The sequence below is a fragment of the Haloferula sp. genome (assembly GCF_049672945.1).
Classification (GTDB): domain Bacteria; phylum Verrucomicrobiota; class Verrucomicrobiia; order Verrucomicrobiales; family Akkermansiaceae; genus Haloferula.
Window position 1 is genome coordinate 1 of record NZ_JBATWY010000241.1, and the last position, 18,585, is coordinate 18,585.

Genomic DNA, 18,585 nt, shown 5'->3' on the forward strand with positions numbered 1-18,585 from the left:
TTCGCCGACCGCCTCCGAGCCAAGGGCAAGAAGTCGATCGTCATCATCGGTGCCGTCATGACCAAGTTGCTTCACTTGGTCTTCGGCGTCCTCAGATCCGGCAAACCCTTTGATCCGAACTTCCATCTCCAGCATCAACCTCAACCCCAAATTTCCTGAAAAAAGCCGTTGATTTCATCACCGCAACTGACCCCAAAAGCGAAAATTCAAGGACCGACCCCAAAAGCGAAGGACCGACCCCAAAAGCGAGACCCCAAAAGCGAGACCCCAAAAGCGAGACGACCCCAAAAGCGAGAAGGACCGACCCGAAAAGCGAGACCCCAGAAGCGATGGCAGTTTTGGTACGATCATGTGAGAGCCGGTTCCCGCACCTTCCGGTTCAAGGGCGACCCTAAACCCTACAACTTCGACGGAGTCGCCCCCGTCGCAAGATCATCAACGCCGCTTTCCTCAAAATTGGTGGAATCAACCGAGCACGCCAAAGCCATCCCAGATCATGCACCTTCGAAATCCTGGCTACCACTCATGCTTTCGAGCCTTGTACTCTTGGGAGCAGGCGTTTGGTTGGTAAAGTCCCGCTGGGCCGCCTGAGGATTCTCGGAGCGGTGTCAGGGGACGTGTGTAGGTGGACAGGATGTCCATGAGCCGAAGCGTTCAGGATGAACGCGCTCCGTTGTGCTGGCTTGAGTCCCTACTCTCCAGCGTCGATCAGTGGCTGGCACCATGCTAGCGCCATCAGGGAGTAGCCGGTGCCGTAGGGTTGATGGTAGTCGTAGAGCGGGTAGTCCCACCAGGAGCCGTCCTTCTCCTGCCGGAAAAGGATCACCTCAGCGAGCTTCTCGGCGTGGGGGGTCTGTTGGGCTTTGGGCAGCAGTTTCACCGACTCGGTGAAGTAATAGATACCGTAGAAGTAGAAGTAGCCGGAAATGGCGAAGTGCGTTTCGTGGGGGACCGGGCGCTTGCGGCCGATGCTGAGGAAGCCTTCGCGGTCAATGAAGCGCTCGGCCCAGGTTTCGATCACTTGGTCGGTCACGATTTCTTCACCGAAGACTCTCAGCGCGGCATTGCAGGCCTGGCTGCGGGCGAGGGATCCGGCGGGTCGATTGATCGGCACGCGGGGGTGCATGCGGTGGTCGTGGGAATAGGTGTAGGCGAAGTCCGGGGTGCGCTGGCGTTCGATGCTGGCGAGCGAGGTCTTGATCGTCTTCGGGTTGAGCTCGACACCCATGGCTTCCCGCGCCTCGAACATCGCGAGAAGTACGGTGGCTGTCGTAAATGAAGTGGTGATGCCGCTCGGCTTGTTGGTGGTGAGTCCGTCGAAGAGGTCGAGGTATCCCCAGCCTCCGTTGAGATCCTCGTAGCGGTCTAGTAGTTCGAGCTGCTGCTCGGCAAGCGCCTTCCATTCGGCTTTGGCGGCATCATTCGTCTCGCGCTGATAGAGACGGGTCAGGGCGCGCAGGCCGTAGGCGTGGCCCCAGACGTTGTAGGTGGTGGTCTGGTCGGCGCGCCGGAGCTTGGGCAGGTGCTCCTTCATCCAGGCGCCGCCCTTTTCGATGGAGGCGACGGCTTCCGGGCGTGAATCCTTGCTGTCGATCAGTCCGGAGAGGGCGAGGCCGGAGGCGCCGGCGCGGAAGGCATGGTGGGCTCCGGGGATCGGGGCGTAGATGTTGAGTCCCTTGGTGCGGGTCGGGCCTCCCCATGAGCCGTTCGGGTTCTGGTCGGCGATGAGAAAGTCGACGCCGTTTCGGATCGAAGCGGCGACGGTTTCCGGGTTCACCTCCGCCTTGGGCTTCTCTTGGGCGAGGAGCGGTGAAAGCAGGAGAATGGCGATGAGGGGGCGATGCATCTTAGTCGGGGACGACGATGACTTGGCCGACTTCCAGGCCGCCGAGGATCTCGATGTGGTCGTCGTTGGCGCGACCCCGTTCGACGGGACGGCTCTGAGTTTTGCCTTCGGTCATCTTGAGTTCGACATTCCAGCTGCCGTCGGCGGCGGCCTGCAGGGCTTTGGATGGAATGGAGATGGCCTCTTCCTTTTCGTAGAGCACGGCGATGCACTCGGCGCTGGTGGCGGGGCTGACGGCGAGATCTTCCGGCCACTCGACGATAACAGTGACGGGATATTTGCCATCAGTGGCGGGGACGTCTGCTGGCTTGGTGACTTTGCCGACCAGCTTGACGTTTTCGCTTCCGTTGATGGTGACGGCGACCGTGGAGTCGGCGGCCAAGGACCGGGCGATGGCGGGATCGACGCGGGCGAAGAGAGGAAGCACGGCGCCGGTGGGTGCAATGCTGGCGATCACTCGTTGGTTGGGGGCTTTCCCGCCGACCACGAGCGCTTTGGCGAGATCTCCGAGTGTCCATTGCCCGTCTTCGAGCGAACCGTGGAAGAAGATCCCGTCGGTAGGGGCTTTGATTTCAAGGAGAGCACCGTCCTGTTTGAGGCGTTCGAGTTCGATTTTCTCGCGCTCGAATGTGGCTTGGGTGCCTTTCAAATCGAGCGCGGCGGTTTCGAGAGCGCGCGGGAGATTGGCTTCGGCTTTTTCGAGCGCGATGGCCGCATTCTGGGCGGCGTCTTTGAGGCTCTGGAGTTTCCTGGGCATGGCGGCGGTCCGGGCGCGCTCGTTGCGGCGGATCACGTTGGCGAGTTCAAACTCGGCGGCTTCGATGGAAATGAGCTGACGCTTGAGAATGATTTCTTCGGTGGCCTCGGTGAGATCGTCCTCCTCGTACATCTGCTTGAGCTGTGCGAGTTCCTCTTTTTCGGCATCGAGGCGGAACTGGTACTGTTTCACGCGCTGTTCCAGCTCGGCAAGTTCGGCAGGTTCGGCAATCTCTTGGTAATACTTCAGTTCGTCGTCTGCCTCGGACTTGGCGCGGCGTGCGGCATCGAGCTTGAGTTCGGTCTCGGCCTTGAGCTTGGCAAAGTCGAGTTCGGCGGTGGCGAGTTCGAGTTGCTTCCTGGCCAGGCTGCGGCCGAGGTCTTCGAGTTGCTGTTCGTAGGCCTCGCTTTCGAACCGGATCAACAGGTCGCCTTTCTTCACCTGGCTGCCATGGTCGAGGATGGTTTCGATGGTGAAGTCGCTCCAGGTTTCGGGCTTCAGGGAAATCAGGGCCGGCTCGGCGGGGATCGCGGTGGCGGTGAATTGATGGACAATTCGGAACGGGCCGGGCTCGACGGTGATTTCTCCGGCGAGGAGTGGAGCTGTTAGAAGGAGGGGAACGAGGCGGGTGATCATGGGATGCGGGGTCGGGTTATTGGGAGGTATAGTCACCTTTGCGGCCCAGCCAGAGGTGATGGATCTTGGGACGTCGGGCGTTGGGATTCGCATCAATTTGGTGATACGCGATCTCAAAGCCCGCGTTTTCAAGGTTGCGGTCCATGTTGGGCACTTTGCGGGAAGAAGCAACGGCAAGCAGCCCTCCTTCCAGCAATGAGTCGTAGGCGACGGACAGCCAGCGGCGATCTTCGAAAAGGCCCCGGCCTTTGGCCAAGACCGGTGCCGTGTCGGCGTGAACGAGGATCGCGTGGAGTGGCGAGTCGATGGCCTTGAGCGCGCCCATGTCGCAGCCATTGACGTGAAAGACGCGTTTGTCGGTGGCGAAGGTTCCCTCGGGGTAGAACTCGCGGTGCCAGTCGGCGAGATCCTTACTGGCTTCGCCGACGTAAAAGGTGGCGCGTTTCTGAGGAACCGCGGTGGCCAGCCCTTCGAGCAACTCGCCGAGTGCCAGTCCGGCGATGAAGATGCGGGGCTGGCGGACCGGGCGAAAGGGGGCGCATGCGATGCGTGCCAGCTCATGCTCGCTGATGCGGGTGGCCGGGCTGGCGACCTGGACCTTGTCGGCCAGCAGGAAGCGACGCCCGTCGTGTTCCTGGAGGGCGAGGACCGAGCCGTCGGGCAAGGTGGTTTCGGCGATGGTGATAATCGGCTTCATGCTTTCTTGCAGGGTGCGGCAGGACTTAGTAGATATCCGGGAGTATGTCCACTGAACCTGACACACCACCAAGTCCCGGACCCTCGGAAACGGAACCCAGCCCGTCGCCGCAGACTCCAGCGCCCCAGGAAAAAACCGACAAGAAGCTGGTTGCGGGAATTCTGGCAATCTTGCTGGGAAGCCTTGGCATTCATAAGTTCTACCTCGGCTATCAAACCGAGGGAATCATCATGCTGGCCGTCACCCTGTTGGTCGGCGGCTTCACCTGCGGGGTGGGTGCCAGCATCATGGGGATCGTCGGTCTGATCGAAGGAATCATTTACCTGACCAAGACGGATGCCGAATTCGACGCCATGTATGTGACCGGGAGGAAACCTTGGTTCTGATCGTCGGCGACTTTCCCGGCACGAAAAACCCCGGCCATGGCGGACGGGGTCTTCCTTTGGTTTTTGTATTAGCGAAGCGCTTGGAACGACCCTTCGATCGCCCCTAATGGGTTTCCGACTTACAGCGAGCTCTTGAGCGCTGAAGAAGCCTTGAAGCCCACCGACTTGGAGGCGGCGATCTGCATGGCTTCGCCGGTCTTTGGGTTGCGACCCATTCGAGCAGCGCGGTTCTTCACCTCGAAAGTTCCAAATCCGATGATCTGGACTTTCTTATCGGGACCTTTGATGCCCCCAACGATGGAATCAAGGACGGCGGAAAGTGCGTCTTCGGCAGCGCGTTTGGTAGCGTCTTTACCGAGGGCGCCCTGGACGGCTTCAACAAGTTCAGCTTTATTCATGGCGACCACCTAAATGCGCTCCGACCGATTTTTTGGCAAGTTAAAATAATGTGCTCCAAAGCCCGGAATTCCTTTGCCTTAAAGGGAAATTCGAGCTAATGGGCCACTCCTGAGTAAGCTGTTTCGAAGCCCCTTTTATCACCATGGATTCCGTAGCTCGGCCTCTTGGCCCGACCGCCGATCGGGTCCTCGACCCGGCCGACCCAAGGATCATGCGCGCAGCGAAGGTGGTGCTGGGCGTGAGCACTTCGGGAGCTCTTGCAGCGCCGGCCGAAATCGCTGGAATTGTTGATAAATCAAGAGATAGAGGCTACTTCCTGCCGGATGAGGATGATGCCGTGCGGGTGCGATATTCGCGCTTTTTGGCGACTCGTGGCGTGCTGCTGACGACTCTGGCATCGATGGAAGCGCTGGCGGGTGTTGGGGATGCCGAGTGGCAGCGCCGCTTGCCGGCCTTTGCGGTGGCGCTTGCCGCGACCTGCCAGCTCGTCCGTGGATCGCGCGACTGGATCGCGCTGGCGGGGAGTTCGAGAATACTGAGAAAAAAGCTCGATGAGGCCGATTCCTGCCATGGGATCCCGCGAAAAACCTTCGCCCGTCTCTACCGATCCGGCACCAAAACGGCGCGAAAACTTCATTTTCAGCATGCGGTGGTCTTCTATCAGAAGCATCGGGAGGATTTCAGGGGGCTCGAATCAAGTCCCCAGCTCGCCGAGATTCTTGCGATGATCGATGAAGAGGTGGCCGCGCTTGATTTGAGGCTTAGTCAGTTGTGGCGGGAAAGGCTCCGCTACCGCCTGTTTTCCTTCCGGCGTCGGCACCACTCCGCATGGAAGAACACCGTTTTTGAGGTGTTCCGTTTCTCGGGAAGCTTGATTGCGGATTTGCGCCAGCCGGGGGTCAAGCCGCCGAACGCGCCGAAACGGGTGACGGTGGAAATGCGGCAAAGGGCGCTCGGTCTGGCGAGGCCCGGGGACATCTTTGTGACCCGCCATGACGACGCGGTGAGCAATTTTTTTCTTCCGGGATTTTGGCCCCATGCGGCGCTGCATCTGGGGAGCGAGGCGGCCCGCACTGAGATCGAACTCGATTTCCCCCCACCCCATCGAGCCCATGCGGCGGATCCGGTTTGCTTCCTTGAATCGAAGAAAGACGGCGTCCGTCTGAGGCCGGCGGAGGACACCCTGGCGGTCGATGCCTTCCTCATTTTGCGCCCGCCGCTGGAGCCCGCGGAAATTCGCGAGGCGCTGACGAGGGCGATCGGCCACTCTGGCAAGCTCTACGACTTTGTCTTCGACTTCCGCTGTTCCGACCGGCTTGCCTGCACCGAGCTGGTTTACCGCGCCTACCATCACTGCGGGCCGCTGATCTTCTCGCTGAAGGAAGCTGGGGGCCGGATGTGTTTGCCGGCAGAAGAACTGATCCACCAATGCCTTGCGCAGGGCTTTAAAGTCATCGCCACCGGTGGTCTGGGATCCGGAGGGATTCTGACGGGGATGAAGGCCGAACTGGCGCTTCACAACAGTCGCTCGGGGTTATGAGAAGATATGCGTAATAATGAGGTTTCGGGTTGGCTCAAGGCAGGCTTGCTAAATCTAAGAAAACCAAAGGATTGCCGAGCTTGTGAAACTTTTCACAAATAGCCCTTGCGCCGTTACAATCTCGTCTGATAAACGCCCCGCGCGCTGGAATCCCAGCGTTTACGGAATGTTCGGTCGTACGCTCCTCATCACCTGTTTGGCCTGGCTCTCCAGCTTGGTTTCCGCATCTGCTGTTGGTGAGTTGCCGCTTCACGCTCCGCGCCTCCACGATTTCCTGCCGATCTCGAACTCAGTCGTCACGGTATGGATCGCCGTGGGTCTCATCGTTCTTTTCTGTCGCGCGGCGACCAAGAAAATGTCGCTCGTTCCCCAAGGCATTCAGAACTTCGCCGAATGGATGGTCGAGACGCTCTACGACTTCCTCGAGAGTCTCCTCGGCGAGCATCTTATCAAGCGCACCTTTTGGTTCTTCGGCGCCACCTTTTTCTTCATCCTTGTGACCAACTACCTCGGCCTGCTTCCGGGCGTCGGCACGGTCGGTATGAAGCTCAAGGATGCAGGCGGTGAAGAGGTTGGATTCATCCCCTTCCTCCGTGGTGGTAACGCCGACGTTAACATGACCGCTGCGATGGCGTTTACCTTCGCGATTCTCTGGTTCTACTGGGCCATTACCGAGAATGGCGTGAAGGGATTCTTCTCCCACATCTTCGCACCCAAGGGAACCTTCAGCGGCCCGATGCTTGCGATGATGGTCCCGATCTTCCTTTTCGTCGGCGTCCTCGAACTGATCTCGATCGCGATCCGCCCGGTGGCCCTTAGCTTCCGTCTCTTCGGCAACATCTACGGCGGTGAGCAGACGCTCGAGAAGCTGATGATGCTGGCACCGGAGAAGCTCGCCTTCCTCCCGGCCCTTCCCTTCTATTTTGTCGAGTTGCTCGTCGGCTTCGTCCAGGCACTCGTCTTCACCCTTCTCTGCGCGATTTTCCTCAAACTGATCTGTGACCACGGAGACGAGGAACATCACTGAAAACCATTTCGCTGTCTGACCATGGCAAAGATTGTGGGGGCAGCCGAAAACAACACCAAACAACAACAAGACCATGTTTATTGAAATGATCGGCTCGCTCGGCTCGACCCTTGCCGCCGCTGAAGTGGCTGCAGGAGCGGCGACCTTCACCAAAGCATTCGCAGTCGCATTCGCCGCCATTGGTGGTGCGATCGGCATCGGTATCCTCGGTTCGAAGGCTGCTGAAGCCACCGGCCGCAATCCCGGCGCTGCAACTCCAATCCTGGTGCTCTCCATTATTTTGGCGGCACTTATCGAAGGTATCTTCATTCTGACGGCCTTCGCTGTCGGATTCAACTGATCCCCTTCGCCGCACGCGTCCCACTGACGCGTGCGGCAACTCTCTTTCTCTCTGACCTAACCGCTGACCTGCCATGATGACCATTCTCGCCGCCGCCGCTCAAGAGCCGGGCACCTTGGAAAACATCACGAAAACCTTCGGCCTTCACCCGGCGTTGTTTATCGCGCAGGTCATTAACTTCTTCTTGGTCATCTTCGTCCTCAAGAAGTTCGCCTTTGGTCCGATCCAAACGATGCTTGAGCAGCGAAAGAACCGCATTACCGAGGGTGAGGAAAAGCTGAAGCGCATCGAGCGCCAGCTTGCCGAGTCGGAAGAAACGACAGCGGCTGCCATCGCCAAGGCAAACGAAGAGTCCTTGCGCCTGATCACGGAAGCCAAGGAGAGCGCAGCATCGCTCTCCGAAGCGAAGGCCAAGGAAGCCGTCGCCGCCGCTCAAGGCATCCTCGCCAAGGCAGAAGCCGCCGCGAAAGCCGAACGGGCCCAGATCGCCGCCGAGCTCAAGCAGGAGTTCGGACGCCTTGTCACCGCCACCACCGCCCAGGTCACCGGCAAAGTGCTGACCGCCGAAGATCAGAGCCGCATCAACCAAGAGGCGCTCGCCAAGGTCGAAGGTTAATCTCCGATTTCACCCGTTTCGTCATGAAGATCACCAAGGTCGCCAACTCCACCGCACGCCGCATTTTCCGGATGTGCCAGATGGATGGTAAGCTCGACGAAGCAAATCTTCTCAAGTGCATCCGCAAGGTCGCCGCTGACAAGCCGCGCGACTACCGTGGCATCCTTGCCGCCCTGAAACGCCTCGTGCGCCTCGAACTCGAGCGCCGCCATGTGGTCGTCGAAAGCGCCACCGATCTCGACACCGCCTCGCGCGAGCGGGTCAGCTCGGGTCTCGCTTCCAAGTATGGCAGCGACCTGACTTACGAATACCGCGTCAATCCCGCTCTTCTCGGCGGACTCAAGGTCCGCGTCGGAAACGACGTCTTCGATGGCTCCGTCAAGGGCCGCCTCGACCGCCTCTCCCAAGCCTTTTAATCCCACGATCAACCGATCAACCACTACTCGTCACTGATATGAGCACCATTCTTCAGGAACTCGAAAAGGAGATCTCCAACGTCGCCACCTCGGTGGAAAAAACCAACGTCGGCGTCGTCCGCGAAGTGGGTGACGGTGTCGCCAAGGTCGAAGGCCTTTCCGACGTCGCGCTGAACGAAATGATCACCTTCCCGAACGGAGTGACCGGCCTTGCGATGAACCTTGAGGAAGGCGAAGTCGGTGTCGTGCTTCTCGGTGACTATGCGAAAGTGACCGAAGGCACCGAGTGTCAGGCCACCGGCAAACTTCTTTCCATCCCCGTTGGCCGCAACGTCCTCGGTCGCGTGGTCAACGCGATCGGTGAGCCCATCGACGGCAAGGGTGCCATCGAAGCGGCCGCCCAATATCCGATGGAGAAGATTGCTCCGGGCATCATCAAGCGGAAGTCCGTTTCGGTCCCCGTGCAGACCGGCATCATGTCGATCGATGCGATGATTCCGATCGGTCGCGGTCAGCGTGAGCTCATCATTGGTGACCGTGCCACCGGCAAAACGACGATCGCCGTCGACACCATCATTTCCCAGGCCAAGCAGAACAAGGCCGCCGAGCAGGGCAAGCTTCAGAACCACAAGCCACTCTACTGTATCTACGTCGCCATCGGCCAGAAGCTCTCGAACGTCGCCCGTATTGAGAAGACACTCGAGGAAGCCGGCGCCATGGAATACACGACCATCGTTTCCGCTTCCGCTTCGGACGCTGCCGCGATGCAGTTCCTCGCTCCTTATGCCGGTTGCGCCATCGCCGAATACCTGATGGATCAGGGCGAAGAGTGCCTGATCGTCTTTGATGACCTTTCCAAGCACGCCGTGGCCTACCGCCAGGTGTCGCTGATTCTGAAGCGCCCCTCCGGACGTGAAGCCTATCCGGGTGACGTCTTCTACCTCCACTCTCGCCTGCTTGAGCGTTCCGCACGTCTCTCCGAGCAAGCCGGTGGTGGTTCGCTGACCGCTCTTCCGATCATTGAGACGCAGGCCGGTGACGTTTCGGCCTACATTCCTACGAACGTGATTTCGATCACCGACGGTCAGATCTACCTCGAAACCGACCTTTTCTATCAAGGCATCCGCCCGGCGATTTCGGTGGGTCTTTCGGTCTCGCGTGTGGGATCCGCCGCCCAGACCAAGACGATCAAGTCCGTTGCTGGAACGACCAAGCTCGACCTCGCGCAGTTCCGCGAACTCCAGGCCTTCGCCCAGTTCGGTTCCGACCTCGATGCCGGCACCAAGAAGAAGCTCGAACGCGGTGCGCGCATCGTTGAACTCTTCAAGCAGAACCAGTACTCGCCGATCTCGATGGAGCTCGAGTGTATCTACCTTTTCGCCATGCAGAACGGATTCTTCGACGACGTCGCCATCGACAAGGTCAAGGCATGTCAGAATGCGATGGGCGAGTTCTTCGAAACCCGCAAGAACGAGCTGCTCGACAAGATCCGGAACGAAAAGCCGGACCTCAAGAAGAACACCGAGATGGTCGACGCCGTGAAGCAGGCACTCAACGACTTCAAGGGAACTTGGAAGTAATCCGTTTCTAGTATTTGGACCTTTTTCATCTTTAAGCAATGGCCAACCTCCGCGACATCCGCCGACGCATCAAGTCGGTCAAGAACACCGCCCAGATCACCCGGGCGATGCAGCTTGTCGCTGCGGCCAAGATGAAGAAGGCGCAGGACCAGGCGCTTGCCGGTCGCGACTACGCCGATCTGCTCAATCAGGTCCTCGTCAATCTCAAGGAGAACGTGGATGAAGAAGCCCACCCCCTGCTTGATCAGCGCGAAGGGGCAAGGGAGTTGGTTCTGGTGATCTCCACCGATAAGGGACTCTGCGGCGCTCTCAACACCAACCTCGGGAAGAAGGTCCGCGCTGACAAACCTGATGCGGACGTGATTTCCGTAGGGCGAAAACTTAGGATTCAGCTCGGGAAGGCCGGCCGCAACATGGTCGCCGACTTTGAAGTCAAGGATCCGGTTCCCTTCGCCGAAGCCCGTCCGATCGCCAAACTCCTTACCAAGCTGTTCCTCGATGGGAAGTACGACAAAGTTAGTATCGCGTTCACCAACTTCGTCACCACCCTGACCCAGACGCCAACCATTATTCCCCTTCTTCCGATCAGTGCTTCCGATCTCGGCGAAAAGCAGGAATACGAAGGCGTGGGCAAGGACCAGGTCAAGGAAACCGACCATGCTGCCGCGCTTGGAAAAGACTACCTCTTCGAGCCAAGTGCTGAAGATGTTCTCGATACACTTCTCCCTCTCTACATCAACTTCCAGGTCTACCAGACCCTCGTTGAGAGCCGCGCCTCCGAGCACTCCGCACGGATGGTCGCCATGAAGGCCGCCACCGACAACGCGAACAAGTTCATCAAGGAACTCACCCTCGAGTACAACAAGCTTCGCCAGGCAGCGATTACCTCCGAGCTCCTCGAAATCACGACGGCCATGAAGGCCATGGAATGATCCGCCCTTTTTCAAGACCTGAAAACCGAACACCGACCATTAGCAACTCTCTCCGATGAATAACCAAGGAACCATCGTCCAGGTCATCGGCGCCGTGATCGACGCCGACTTCTCGAAAGCTGACAAGCTCCCCGAGATCTACAACGCCCTCGAAGTCACCTACAATCTGAATGGTGTCGATACCAAGCTCGTGCTCGAAGTGCAGCAGCACCTCGGCGACGGCTGGGTTCGCGCCGTGTCGATGTCGACTTCGGACGGCCTCAAGCGTGGTCTTCTGCTGACCGATACCGGCAAGCCGATCGCGGTTCCCGTCGGCAAGCAGGTTCTTGGCCGGATCTTCAATGTTACGGGAGATCTCGTGGATGAGAACGTCCCACTCGAAGACGACAGTTTTCGTTCGCCGATTCACCGTCCCGCTCCATCGCTCACCGACCAGTCGGCGAGTGAGGAAATCCTGCCGACCGGGATCAAGGTCATCGACCTCATCTGCCCCCTCGTGAAGGGTGGTAAGGGCGGCCTCTTCGGTGGTGCCGGTGTGGGTAAGACCGTGGTCATCATGGAGCTCATCAACAACATCGCACTCGCCCACGGTGGTTTCTCCGTGTTCGCCGGTGTGGGTGAGCGGACCCGTGAAGGTAACGACCTTTACTGGGAAATGATCGAGTCCGGCGTTATCGCTACTGAAAAGGACGAGAAGGGTCATCCGAAACTCGACGAGAAGGGCAACCCGGTCCTCGCTCCAGGTTCGAAGGTAGCGCTCTGTTACGGCCAGATGAACGAGCCTCCGGGTGCCCGTCTTCGCGTCGCGCTCTCCGCACTGACCATGGCCGAATACTTCCGTGATGAAGAAGGCCAGGACGTGCTTCTCTTCGTCGATAACATTTTCCGTTTCTCGCAGGCTGGTTCCGAAGTGTCCGCACTTCTCGGCCGGACGCCATCCGCCGTGGGTTATCAGCCAACTCTTTCCGAAGAAATGGCGACCCTTCAGGAGCGGATCACCTCGACCAACAAGGGATCGATTACTTCCATTCAGGCCGTTTACGTTCCTGCGGATGACCTTACCGACCCCGCTCCTGCCAACACCTTCGCTCACCTTGACGCGACGGTGGTGCTTGAGCGTTCGCTCGCGGAGCAGGCGCTCTTCCCGGCGGTTGATCCGCTTGCCTCGACTTCCAAAGCGCTTGCTCCGGAAGTCGTCGGCGAAGAACACTACCGCGTCGCCCGTGGCGTGCAGCTCGTGCTTCAGCGCTACAAGGACCTTCAGGACATCATCGCCATTCTCGGCATGGACGAGCTTTCCGATGAGGACAAGCTCAGCGTGTTCCGCGCCCGTAAATTGCAGCGTTTCCTCACTCAGCCCTTCTTCGTGGCGGAAATCTTCACCAACGTTCCGGGCGCGCTCGTTTCGATGGAAGACACCGTCAAGGGCTTCGGCGAGATTCTCGACGGCAAGTGGGACGACGTGCCGGAAGGAAACTTCTACATGAAGTCCGGCATCGACAGCGTTTCACGCGATTGATCGTCTCCAGCGTTTCAATTTTCAGCATTTCAGCTTTTCTCATGTCCATCCACCTCGCAATCGTCACCCCTGAGAAGCAGATCTTCTCGGACAAGGTCGGCAACGTCTACCTGCCCGGCGCTGACGGTGAAATGGGCGTGCTCGATGGCCACGCCGCGCTTGTCACTGCGCTCGCCCCCGGTGAGTTGCGTTACGAGAAGGACGGTCAGATTGTCACCCTTGCCTTGGGCAGCGGTTTCGCCGAGGTGACTCAGGAAAAGGTCAATGTCCTCACCGATATGGCGATGGGTGAAGACCAGATCGACGAGTCTAAGGTCGAGGAAGCGATGAAGCGCGCTGAAGAGCAGCTCAAGGGCATCAGCCATGACGACGACGCGGAGGAAGTGGCGCACTTGCAGGCGATCATCGCCAAGTCCATGGCCCAGCTTCACTTGAAGCGCCGCCACAAAAGCTGAGTTTCGCAGGAACATTTCAAGCCCGTGTTTCCGAAAGGAAGCGCGGGCTTTTTCATGGGAGGTGGCACGCCCTCGTGCCACGACGATGGGCTTGTCTATCCGGCGATCTGCAGGCAACCAATTCCACGTTCTCCGTGATGCGCCCGTTCATTGAACAACTTCAATGGTGACGGACACACCCACCCTTTGAGCTACGGGGGCGTCGTTCCTCCAAGGAAATGAGAATCGCCCGTGAAGTAGGGAGCCGTTGCCGGTTCCGAAGTTTTCGTGTATCTCCTTGGCAGATGACCGACCACGCGCTGCTGCGATACTGCCCCGATCTGCTTGCCTATACACGACGCCAGACTCGTGAGGTCATGGTTGGTGATGTTGGCATCGGTGGGTCGAACCCGATTCGAATCCAATCGATGATCACGTCGGATACCCGGGATACTCCGGCTTGCGTGAAGGAGATCATCGGACTCGCCGAGGTGGGTTGTGAGATCGTCCGGGTTACGGCTCAGACGAAAGTTTATGCAGCGAACCTGGAGAACATAGCCCGCGAGGTCCGAGCTGCCGGGTGTACCGTTCCCTTGGTCGCCGATATTCACTTCAAGCCCGACGCTGCTCTGGAAGCCGCCAAGTGGGTCGAAAAGATCCGGGTGAATCCGGGCAACTACGTCGACAAGAAGAAGTTCGAAGTCCGCGAGTACACCGATGACCAGTACGCCGAGGAACTCGAACGGATCCGTGACCAGTTCGTGCCGCTCGTCGGGTTGTGCAAGGATTTGGGTCGCGCGATGAGGATTGGCACCAACCATGGTTCGCTCTCCGACCGGATCATGAACCGCTACGGCGATACGCCGCTGGGCATGTGCGAAAGTGCCTTGGAGTTCGCAAGGATCGCCCGCGAGCACGATTACCATAACTTTGTCTTCTCGATGAAGGCCTCGAACCCGAAGGTGATGATCGAGGCCTACCGCCTGTTGGTCGCCCGGCTCGACCAGGAAGGCGATGATTGGAATTACCCGATCCACCTTGGCGTGACCGAAGCCGGTGACGGCGAGGATGGACGCATCAAGAGCGCTATTGGCATCGGATCCCTTCTCGGTGACGGCATCGGCGACACGATCCGCGTTTCTCTAACAGAAGATGCGATTCATGAAATCCCGGTGGCCCGGGCATTGGCGGAGCCGTTCCAGCGTAGCTGCGGCGGTCTGCCGCAGGCCGGGGCAGCTACGCTTCCGGAGCTTGCTCCTTCCTATGATCCTTTCAGCTACGAGAGACGCCGTAGTGAGGTCATCGAGGTGATGGGTCACCAGCTCGGTGGTGATCAGCCGATCCGGGTTTTCACCTCCCAGGAAAAGTGGAATGCCGTGGCTCACAAGATCGAGAAGATGGGCGACTTCAAACCGGAGATCGTGACGGAGAAGTCCGGCGTGATCGAGCTCGATCCGCGCGATGAGTCCGCCATTTCTGAGATCAATCAATCAGCTGATGCCAAGCTGGTTACGGTGAAAGACGGGCTTGATCTTCCGCTGGTTGCGGCTTTCAGGATGCTGGCTTTTCAGATCGACCCACGGCACCCGATCCTGCTCAAGGATACTTTGGAGCCGGCGACTGGAGATGTTGATTTCCAGGAGGTTCTGCTGGTCGGTGCCCGCCGGATCGGAGCGCTGATCTGTGATGGGATCGGTGATGCGATCATCGTCCAGGGGGAGTCGGCACCCGGTCAATCACTACGCCTATCGTACAATATTCTTCAGGCAGCGGGGGCCCGCATCTTCAAGACCGACTACGTCGCCTGCCCGAGCTGTGGGCGGACTTTGTTCAACCTCCAGTCTACGACCCAGAAGATCCGGGAAGCGACCGGCCATCTCAAGGGCGTGCGCATCGCGGTGATGGGATGCATCGTCAATGGTCCCGGTGAAATGGCGGATGCCGACTTCGGCTACGTCGGCGGCGCACCCGGGAAGATCAATCTCTACGTTGGCAAGCAGGCGGTGAAGTTCAACATTCCACAGGATGAGGCCGTGGATCGCTTGATTGATCTGATTCGTGAGCACGGCAAGTGGATCGATGCTCCGGAGGGCGAACCTGTGGAAATCTGAATCATGTCGGACACTGAAACCGTCACGCTCGAATCGACGTCGCTCGACGTCCCTTGGAATGTGGTGGTGCATGATGACCCGGTGAATCTGATGGACTACGTGACCTGGGTATTCGTGAAGGTCTTCGGCTATTCCGAGGTTCGGGCGACGAAGCTGATGATGGAGGTTCACGAAGCGGGCCGCTCGATTGTCTGGACGGGTGGCCGGGAGCGGGCGGAACTTTACAGTCAGCAGCTTCAGGGATTTCAACTGACAACCACGATGGAGAAAAGCAGCGACTGAAATGAAAGCTGCGCCAACTTTGGATGGAAGAATCCGCATTGATATCGAGTCCGAGGTGGATTGGATGATCATGCAGGCGATTCCGCATGATGCGCGATCATCGGGTATCGATTTGGCGGATCGGCTTGGCGATGTCCCGGATGTGGGCAGCCTGAAAGCGGATTGGCAGGAGTTCGTGGTTCCGGAGCTCAGCTTGGGATTCTCTCGTCAACTGACAACAATTGAGCAGGTGCTTGCCGGGCTTGATGCGGAGGCGCCCGCACCGATCTTCATTGTCAAGGAAGAGGCGGAGCTTTGGTATGGCGGCTTGAATCAGGCGCGACTTGCTCTCGAGGATCGCTATCACTTCCATGGCGATGACCCGGAGGAGATGACTCCGGGAAAACGGACGGCGTGGTTTCGTTCGCAGTTCTACACCACCTTGCAGAGCCTGTTGCTTGAGTTCCTCATGCGGGATTGAGCGACTGCAAGAGTTTGATGACTCTTGGGGCATCGAGGTCGTTCTGGCAGCGCAAGTCGATCGGGCACTTGTCGAGAAAACAGGGTGAACATTCGACTTTCTTGCGGATGATCAGGTGGCGCTGGCTGAGGGGTCGTGTCAGCACGGGATCGCCTGGTCCGAAGAGCACCGCGCACTTCGCACCAAAGGCGCCGGCCAGATGCGGCAGTGAGCCGTCGGCCGACAAACAGAGCGGGTAGCTGGCAAAGCTGTCCGGATTCGAGAGATCGATCGCCTGGGTGCGGCACGAGCTTTCCTCAGCCACCGAGTCGGAGAGGCCCCCCTCCCTGAGTTTACCGATATGAACCTGCCAGCCCTTTTCCTTGAGCCACTCGACGACCTTGAGCCACTCCTCGTGAATCCATTCGTGGTTCGCTCCGTAGTCGGAATCCGGGACGACAAGCAGGGCGTCGGTCTGCGCTTCGATGGGCCAGGCGAGGGCTTTGAAGTACTGGCCTTGGAGGGGTTGGGCCCCGAGCAGCTCGGCGGCCTCGAGCATGCGCTGGACTTGATGCTCTGCGGGTCCTGGCAGGATCCTCCGTTCCAATTTCCGCGTCAGGAGTTTTTCCAGCTTGGGTGCGGGAAGTCCGATCAATTCGGCAATGCCTGCCCGGGCGCAGGCGTCGGCAGCTTTGCCGGGCTCCCAGAGTAGAGCCCTTTCGACATCCACGAGGAATCGGGCGATCGCGCGTGCGGAATCCTTTTCCGAGTAGCTGATGATGTGGGCGACCCCGGCGGCCTGCCAAAATCTTTCCTGTGATCGTGGGCAAAGGATGGTGACTTTCCTGCCATCGGTGCTCAGGGACCTGACGGCGGGTAGCGAGAAACAGGCGTCCCGCCACGCCTGCGGGGAAGCCACCATGAGAGATTCTGCAGGATCGGTCGAGCTGTCGGGCACGGGGGAACGCTATGCCGTGCCGGAGAGACCCGACAAGTCGGCATCGATGAATGTGAGTCTTGGGAAGCGGGCCGGTTGATGGAAATCAGGCTCCCCGTTCCCCAGATCGGAAGCTGTTAGGAACTGCTGCTCGGGGGAGTTGAGGATGAAAGTGACGTTGGCGTGGGTGTTTTCGCCAAAGCCGATGCGGTCTCGAAGAAGGTCGAGGGGGACGGACAAGGCGGCGACCCACCCCCCGTCCGGGGAGAGCTCGGCATGACTGACCACGCCGGGCGGGGCGAGGTTCTGCGGGGTCGCCTGGCGGCGAGCTTCGGTGAATTCGCAGCTCCACCAGGCTCCGTTGGGAGCCAGATTGAATTCCAGATAGCGCCCGCTCGTGGGATCGGCGAGAAACAGCTCGGCGACATCGTGCTGCCAGAGGTTCTCCAGGAAGAGCCCGGGGCGGGCATCCGGGTGGAGCTGGGCAGGGCTGCCGTGGGAAGCAACGAACCACAGTCGATCGGCGTCGATCGCCAGACTCCAGGCGGCGGGAGGCTCGATTCTTTTTTTAAAATAATCGCCCGAAATTCCAAAAAGAGGGAGATCGAGGCTGCCCCATTGGAGGGCGTTTTTGGACCGGATAATGTGCATTTCGTAGGATTCGTAGATTTACCTAGGGCTCGCGGCGAAGTTTGGACAAAGCAATTATTAAAGAAAACTAAATAAAAGTCTTCCATTGCCCTTCTCTCAGAATATAGTATGGGTCGCCGCAAGACGACCATGCCGCGCCGCCCTTCCAACCGCCTCGACACGATCGAATACATCGGACCCCGTCCGGTAAAGCCACAGAAGCGTCCAAATTTCCTTGGTGGATGGGTGGTCCTTCTGATTGCTGCCGGGGCTGCTTATTTCTTTGGTAAGGATTTGCTTCCGCTGGTTCGAGCGCAGCAGGTCACGCCCAACAATGAGCGAGCCGATGTTTTGATTGCGGAGCTCCAGCCTTCCTCTCTTCCGGGAGACCGACTTGCGGCTGCCGCGCTGCAGCGGACTCAGGCGCGGGTCGATTACGAAGACGCCTATTACGCCATTCCTTATCCCAATGGCGACATTCCTTCAGGCAAGGGCCGGGCGGAAGACTTACTCATTCGTTCCTACCGCTCGCTTGGAATCGATCTCCAGAAGTTGATCCATGAAGACATGACGGAGCACTTTTCGGAATACCCTCAGATCTTCAGCCGCAAGACCGCTGATCCGAATATCGATCATCGCCTGACACCGAATCTGCAGCGCTTTTTCCGCCGGGTAGGTGCGGAGCGTCTGGTGGTTGATGACTCTGGTCAGGCACTGCCAAGCCGGAGTGCGAGCGACTACGTTCCTGGTGATATCGTCGCTTGGCGTCTTCCCGGTGGCCGCAGTCATATCGGCATCGTGGTTCCGGGCCCTGGTGATCGCCGTGGCGAACCATGGGTGATTCACAACAAGGATGCCGGTCCGGTCTGGGAGAATTGCTTGTTCGATTCCAAGATCACGGGTCACTACCGCTTCTTTGGGGAAGTGGCTGAAGAGGCCAAGCCGCAGAGCTGAGAGTGAGGGCCCGAAACGGTGCCAGTTGCGGGCGCTGCGCTGCCGGTGCCTCCGGGCTGGTTTCACCGATGAGCCGCTGACGCTCGCTCGCGTTCAAGGTGCTTTAC

At 59.0% G+C, this 18,585-nt stretch carries 20 protein-coding genes; 14 read left to right on the plus strand and 6 right to left on the minus strand.

The features are described from left to right. Positions 1-691: 691 nt before the first annotated feature. Genes WBG04_RS20940 through WBG04_RS20950 form a run of 3 tightly spaced genes read right to left on the minus strand, consistent with a single transcriptional unit; the run spans position 692 to position 3,936 of the window. Positions 692-1,846, minus strand: a complete 1,155-nt coding sequence (locus WBG04_RS20940) for a hypothetical protein (protein WP_424316676.1) — start codon at positions 1,844-1,846, stop codon at positions 692-694. Position 1,847: 1 nt separating this feature from the next. Continuing rightward, positions 1,848-3,239, minus strand: coding sequence for a hypothetical protein (locus WBG04_RS20945; RefSeq protein WP_424316677.1), 1,392 nt, complete (start codon positions 3,237-3,239; stop codon positions 1,848-1,850). Positions 3,240-3,255: 16 nt separating this feature from the next. Continuing rightward, positions 3,256-3,936, minus strand: coding sequence for a hypothetical protein (locus tag WBG04_RS20950; protein WP_424316679.1), 681 nt, complete (start codon positions 3,934-3,936; stop codon positions 3,256-3,258). A gap of 44 nt (positions 3,937-3,980) precedes the next feature. Between WBG04_RS20950 and WBG04_RS20955 the strand changes: the two genes are divergently transcribed. After that, positions 3,981-4,322 (plus strand): TM2 domain-containing protein, encoded by a 342-nt coding sequence (locus WBG04_RS20955; protein WP_424316680.1) that lies wholly within the window; start codon positions 3,981-3,983, stop codon positions 4,320-4,322. A 119-nt stretch (positions 4,323-4,441) separates the two neighbouring features. On the opposite strand, the gene WBG04_RS20960 is transcribed toward WBG04_RS20955, so the two are convergent. Then, complete coding sequence (locus WBG04_RS20960) at positions 4,442-4,720, minus strand: HU family DNA-binding protein (RefSeq protein WP_424316681.1); 279 nt, start codon at positions 4,718-4,720, stop codon at positions 4,442-4,444. 143 nt (positions 4,721-4,863) lie between these two features. Between WBG04_RS20960 and WBG04_RS20965 the strand changes: the two genes are divergently transcribed. The 12 genes from WBG04_RS20965 to WBG04_RS21020 all read left to right on the plus strand — a co-directional run bounded on the left by WBG04_RS20965 (position 4,864) and on the right by WBG04_RS21020 (position 15,978). Next, positions 4,864-6,261, plus strand: a complete 1,398-nt coding sequence (locus tag WBG04_RS20965; protein WP_424316682.1) for a YiiX/YebB-like N1pC/P60 family cysteine hydrolase — start codon at positions 4,864-4,866, stop codon at positions 6,259-6,261. A gap of 166 nt (positions 6,262-6,427) precedes the next feature. Then, entirely contained in the window at positions 6,428-7,288 is an 861-nt protein-coding gene (gene atpB / locus WBG04_RS20970; protein ID WP_424316683.1) for a F0F1 ATP synthase subunit A, read from the plus strand. 73 nt (positions 7,289-7,361) lie between these two features. Beyond that, positions 7,362-7,628: an ATPase gene (locus WBG04_RS20975; RefSeq protein WP_424316684.1), complete on the plus strand. Its 267-nt coding sequence runs from the start codon at positions 7,362-7,364 to the stop codon at positions 7,626-7,628. Between the two features lie 73 nt (positions 7,629-7,701). Then, complete coding sequence (locus tag WBG04_RS20980; RefSeq protein ID WP_424316685.1) at positions 7,702-8,244, plus strand: F0F1 ATP synthase subunit B; 543 nt, start codon at positions 7,702-7,704, stop codon at positions 8,242-8,244. Between the two features lie 23 nt (positions 8,245-8,267). Beyond that, positions 8,268-8,660 carry a F0F1 ATP synthase subunit delta gene (locus WBG04_RS20985; protein ID WP_424316686.1) on the plus strand — a complete coding sequence of 131 codons (393 nt, stop codon included), beginning with the start codon at positions 8,268-8,270 and terminating at the stop codon, positions 8,658-8,660. 38 nt (positions 8,661-8,698) lie between these two features. After that, the gene (gene atpA / locus WBG04_RS20990) at positions 8,699-10,240 is read left to right on the plus strand and encodes a F0F1 ATP synthase subunit alpha (protein WP_424316687.1); all 1,542 of its coding nucleotides are present in this window, start codon (positions 8,699-8,701) and stop codon (positions 10,238-10,240) included. Positions 10,241-10,278: 38 nt separating this feature from the next. Next, positions 10,279-11,172, plus strand: a complete 894-nt coding sequence (gene atpG / locus WBG04_RS20995) for an ATP synthase F1 subunit gamma (protein WP_424316688.1) — start codon at positions 10,279-10,281, stop codon at positions 11,170-11,172. A 55-nt stretch (positions 11,173-11,227) separates the two neighbouring features. Then, the gene (gene atpD / locus WBG04_RS21000; protein ID WP_424316689.1) at positions 11,228-12,691 is read left to right on the plus strand and encodes a F0F1 ATP synthase subunit beta; all 1,464 of its coding nucleotides are present in this window, start codon (positions 11,228-11,230) and stop codon (positions 12,689-12,691) included. A 41-nt stretch (positions 12,692-12,732) separates the two neighbouring features. Further along, positions 12,733-13,146, plus strand: coding sequence for an ATP synthase F1 subunit epsilon (atpC, locus tag WBG04_RS21005; protein WP_424316690.1), 414 nt, complete (start codon positions 12,733-12,735; stop codon positions 13,144-13,146). A 284-nt stretch (positions 13,147-13,430) separates the two neighbouring features. After that, positions 13,431-15,236 (plus strand): (E)-4-hydroxy-3-methylbut-2-enyl-diphosphate synthase, encoded by a 1,806-nt coding sequence (gene ispG, locus WBG04_RS21010; protein WP_424316691.1) that lies wholly within the window; start codon positions 13,431-13,433, stop codon positions 15,234-15,236. A 3-nt stretch (positions 15,237-15,239) separates the two neighbouring features. Next, on the plus strand, positions 15,240-15,518 hold the full coding sequence (clpS, locus tag WBG04_RS21015) for an ATP-dependent Clp protease adapter ClpS (RefSeq protein ID WP_424316692.1): 279 nt from the start codon (positions 15,240-15,242) through the stop codon (positions 15,516-15,518). Between the two features lies 1 nt (position 15,519). Further along, positions 15,520-15,978: a hypothetical protein gene (locus WBG04_RS21020; protein ID WP_424316693.1), complete on the plus strand. Its 459-nt coding sequence runs from the start codon at positions 15,520-15,522 to the stop codon at positions 15,976-15,978. Here WBG04_RS21020 and WBG04_RS21025 read toward each other — a convergent pair. Then, positions 15,965-16,915 carry a glycosyltransferase family 9 protein gene (locus WBG04_RS21025; RefSeq protein WP_424316694.1) on the minus strand — a complete coding sequence of 317 codons (951 nt, stop codon included), beginning with the start codon at positions 16,913-16,915 and terminating at the stop codon, positions 15,965-15,967. The genes WBG04_RS21020 and WBG04_RS21025 overlap by 14 nt on opposite strands. Positions 16,916-16,924: 9 nt before the next feature. After that, positions 16,925-17,545: a hypothetical protein gene (locus tag WBG04_RS21030; RefSeq protein ID WP_424316695.1), complete on the minus strand. Its 621-nt coding sequence runs from the start codon at positions 17,543-17,545 to the stop codon at positions 16,925-16,927. Positions 17,546-17,674: 129 nt separating this feature from the next. Here WBG04_RS21030 and WBG04_RS21035 point away from each other — a divergent pair, with 129 nt between their 5' ends. Next, positions 17,675-18,478: a DUF1287 domain-containing protein gene (locus tag WBG04_RS21035; protein WP_424316696.1), complete on the plus strand. Its 804-nt coding sequence runs from the start codon at positions 17,675-17,677 to the stop codon at positions 18,476-18,478. Positions 18,479-18,585 lie beyond the last annotated feature (107 nt).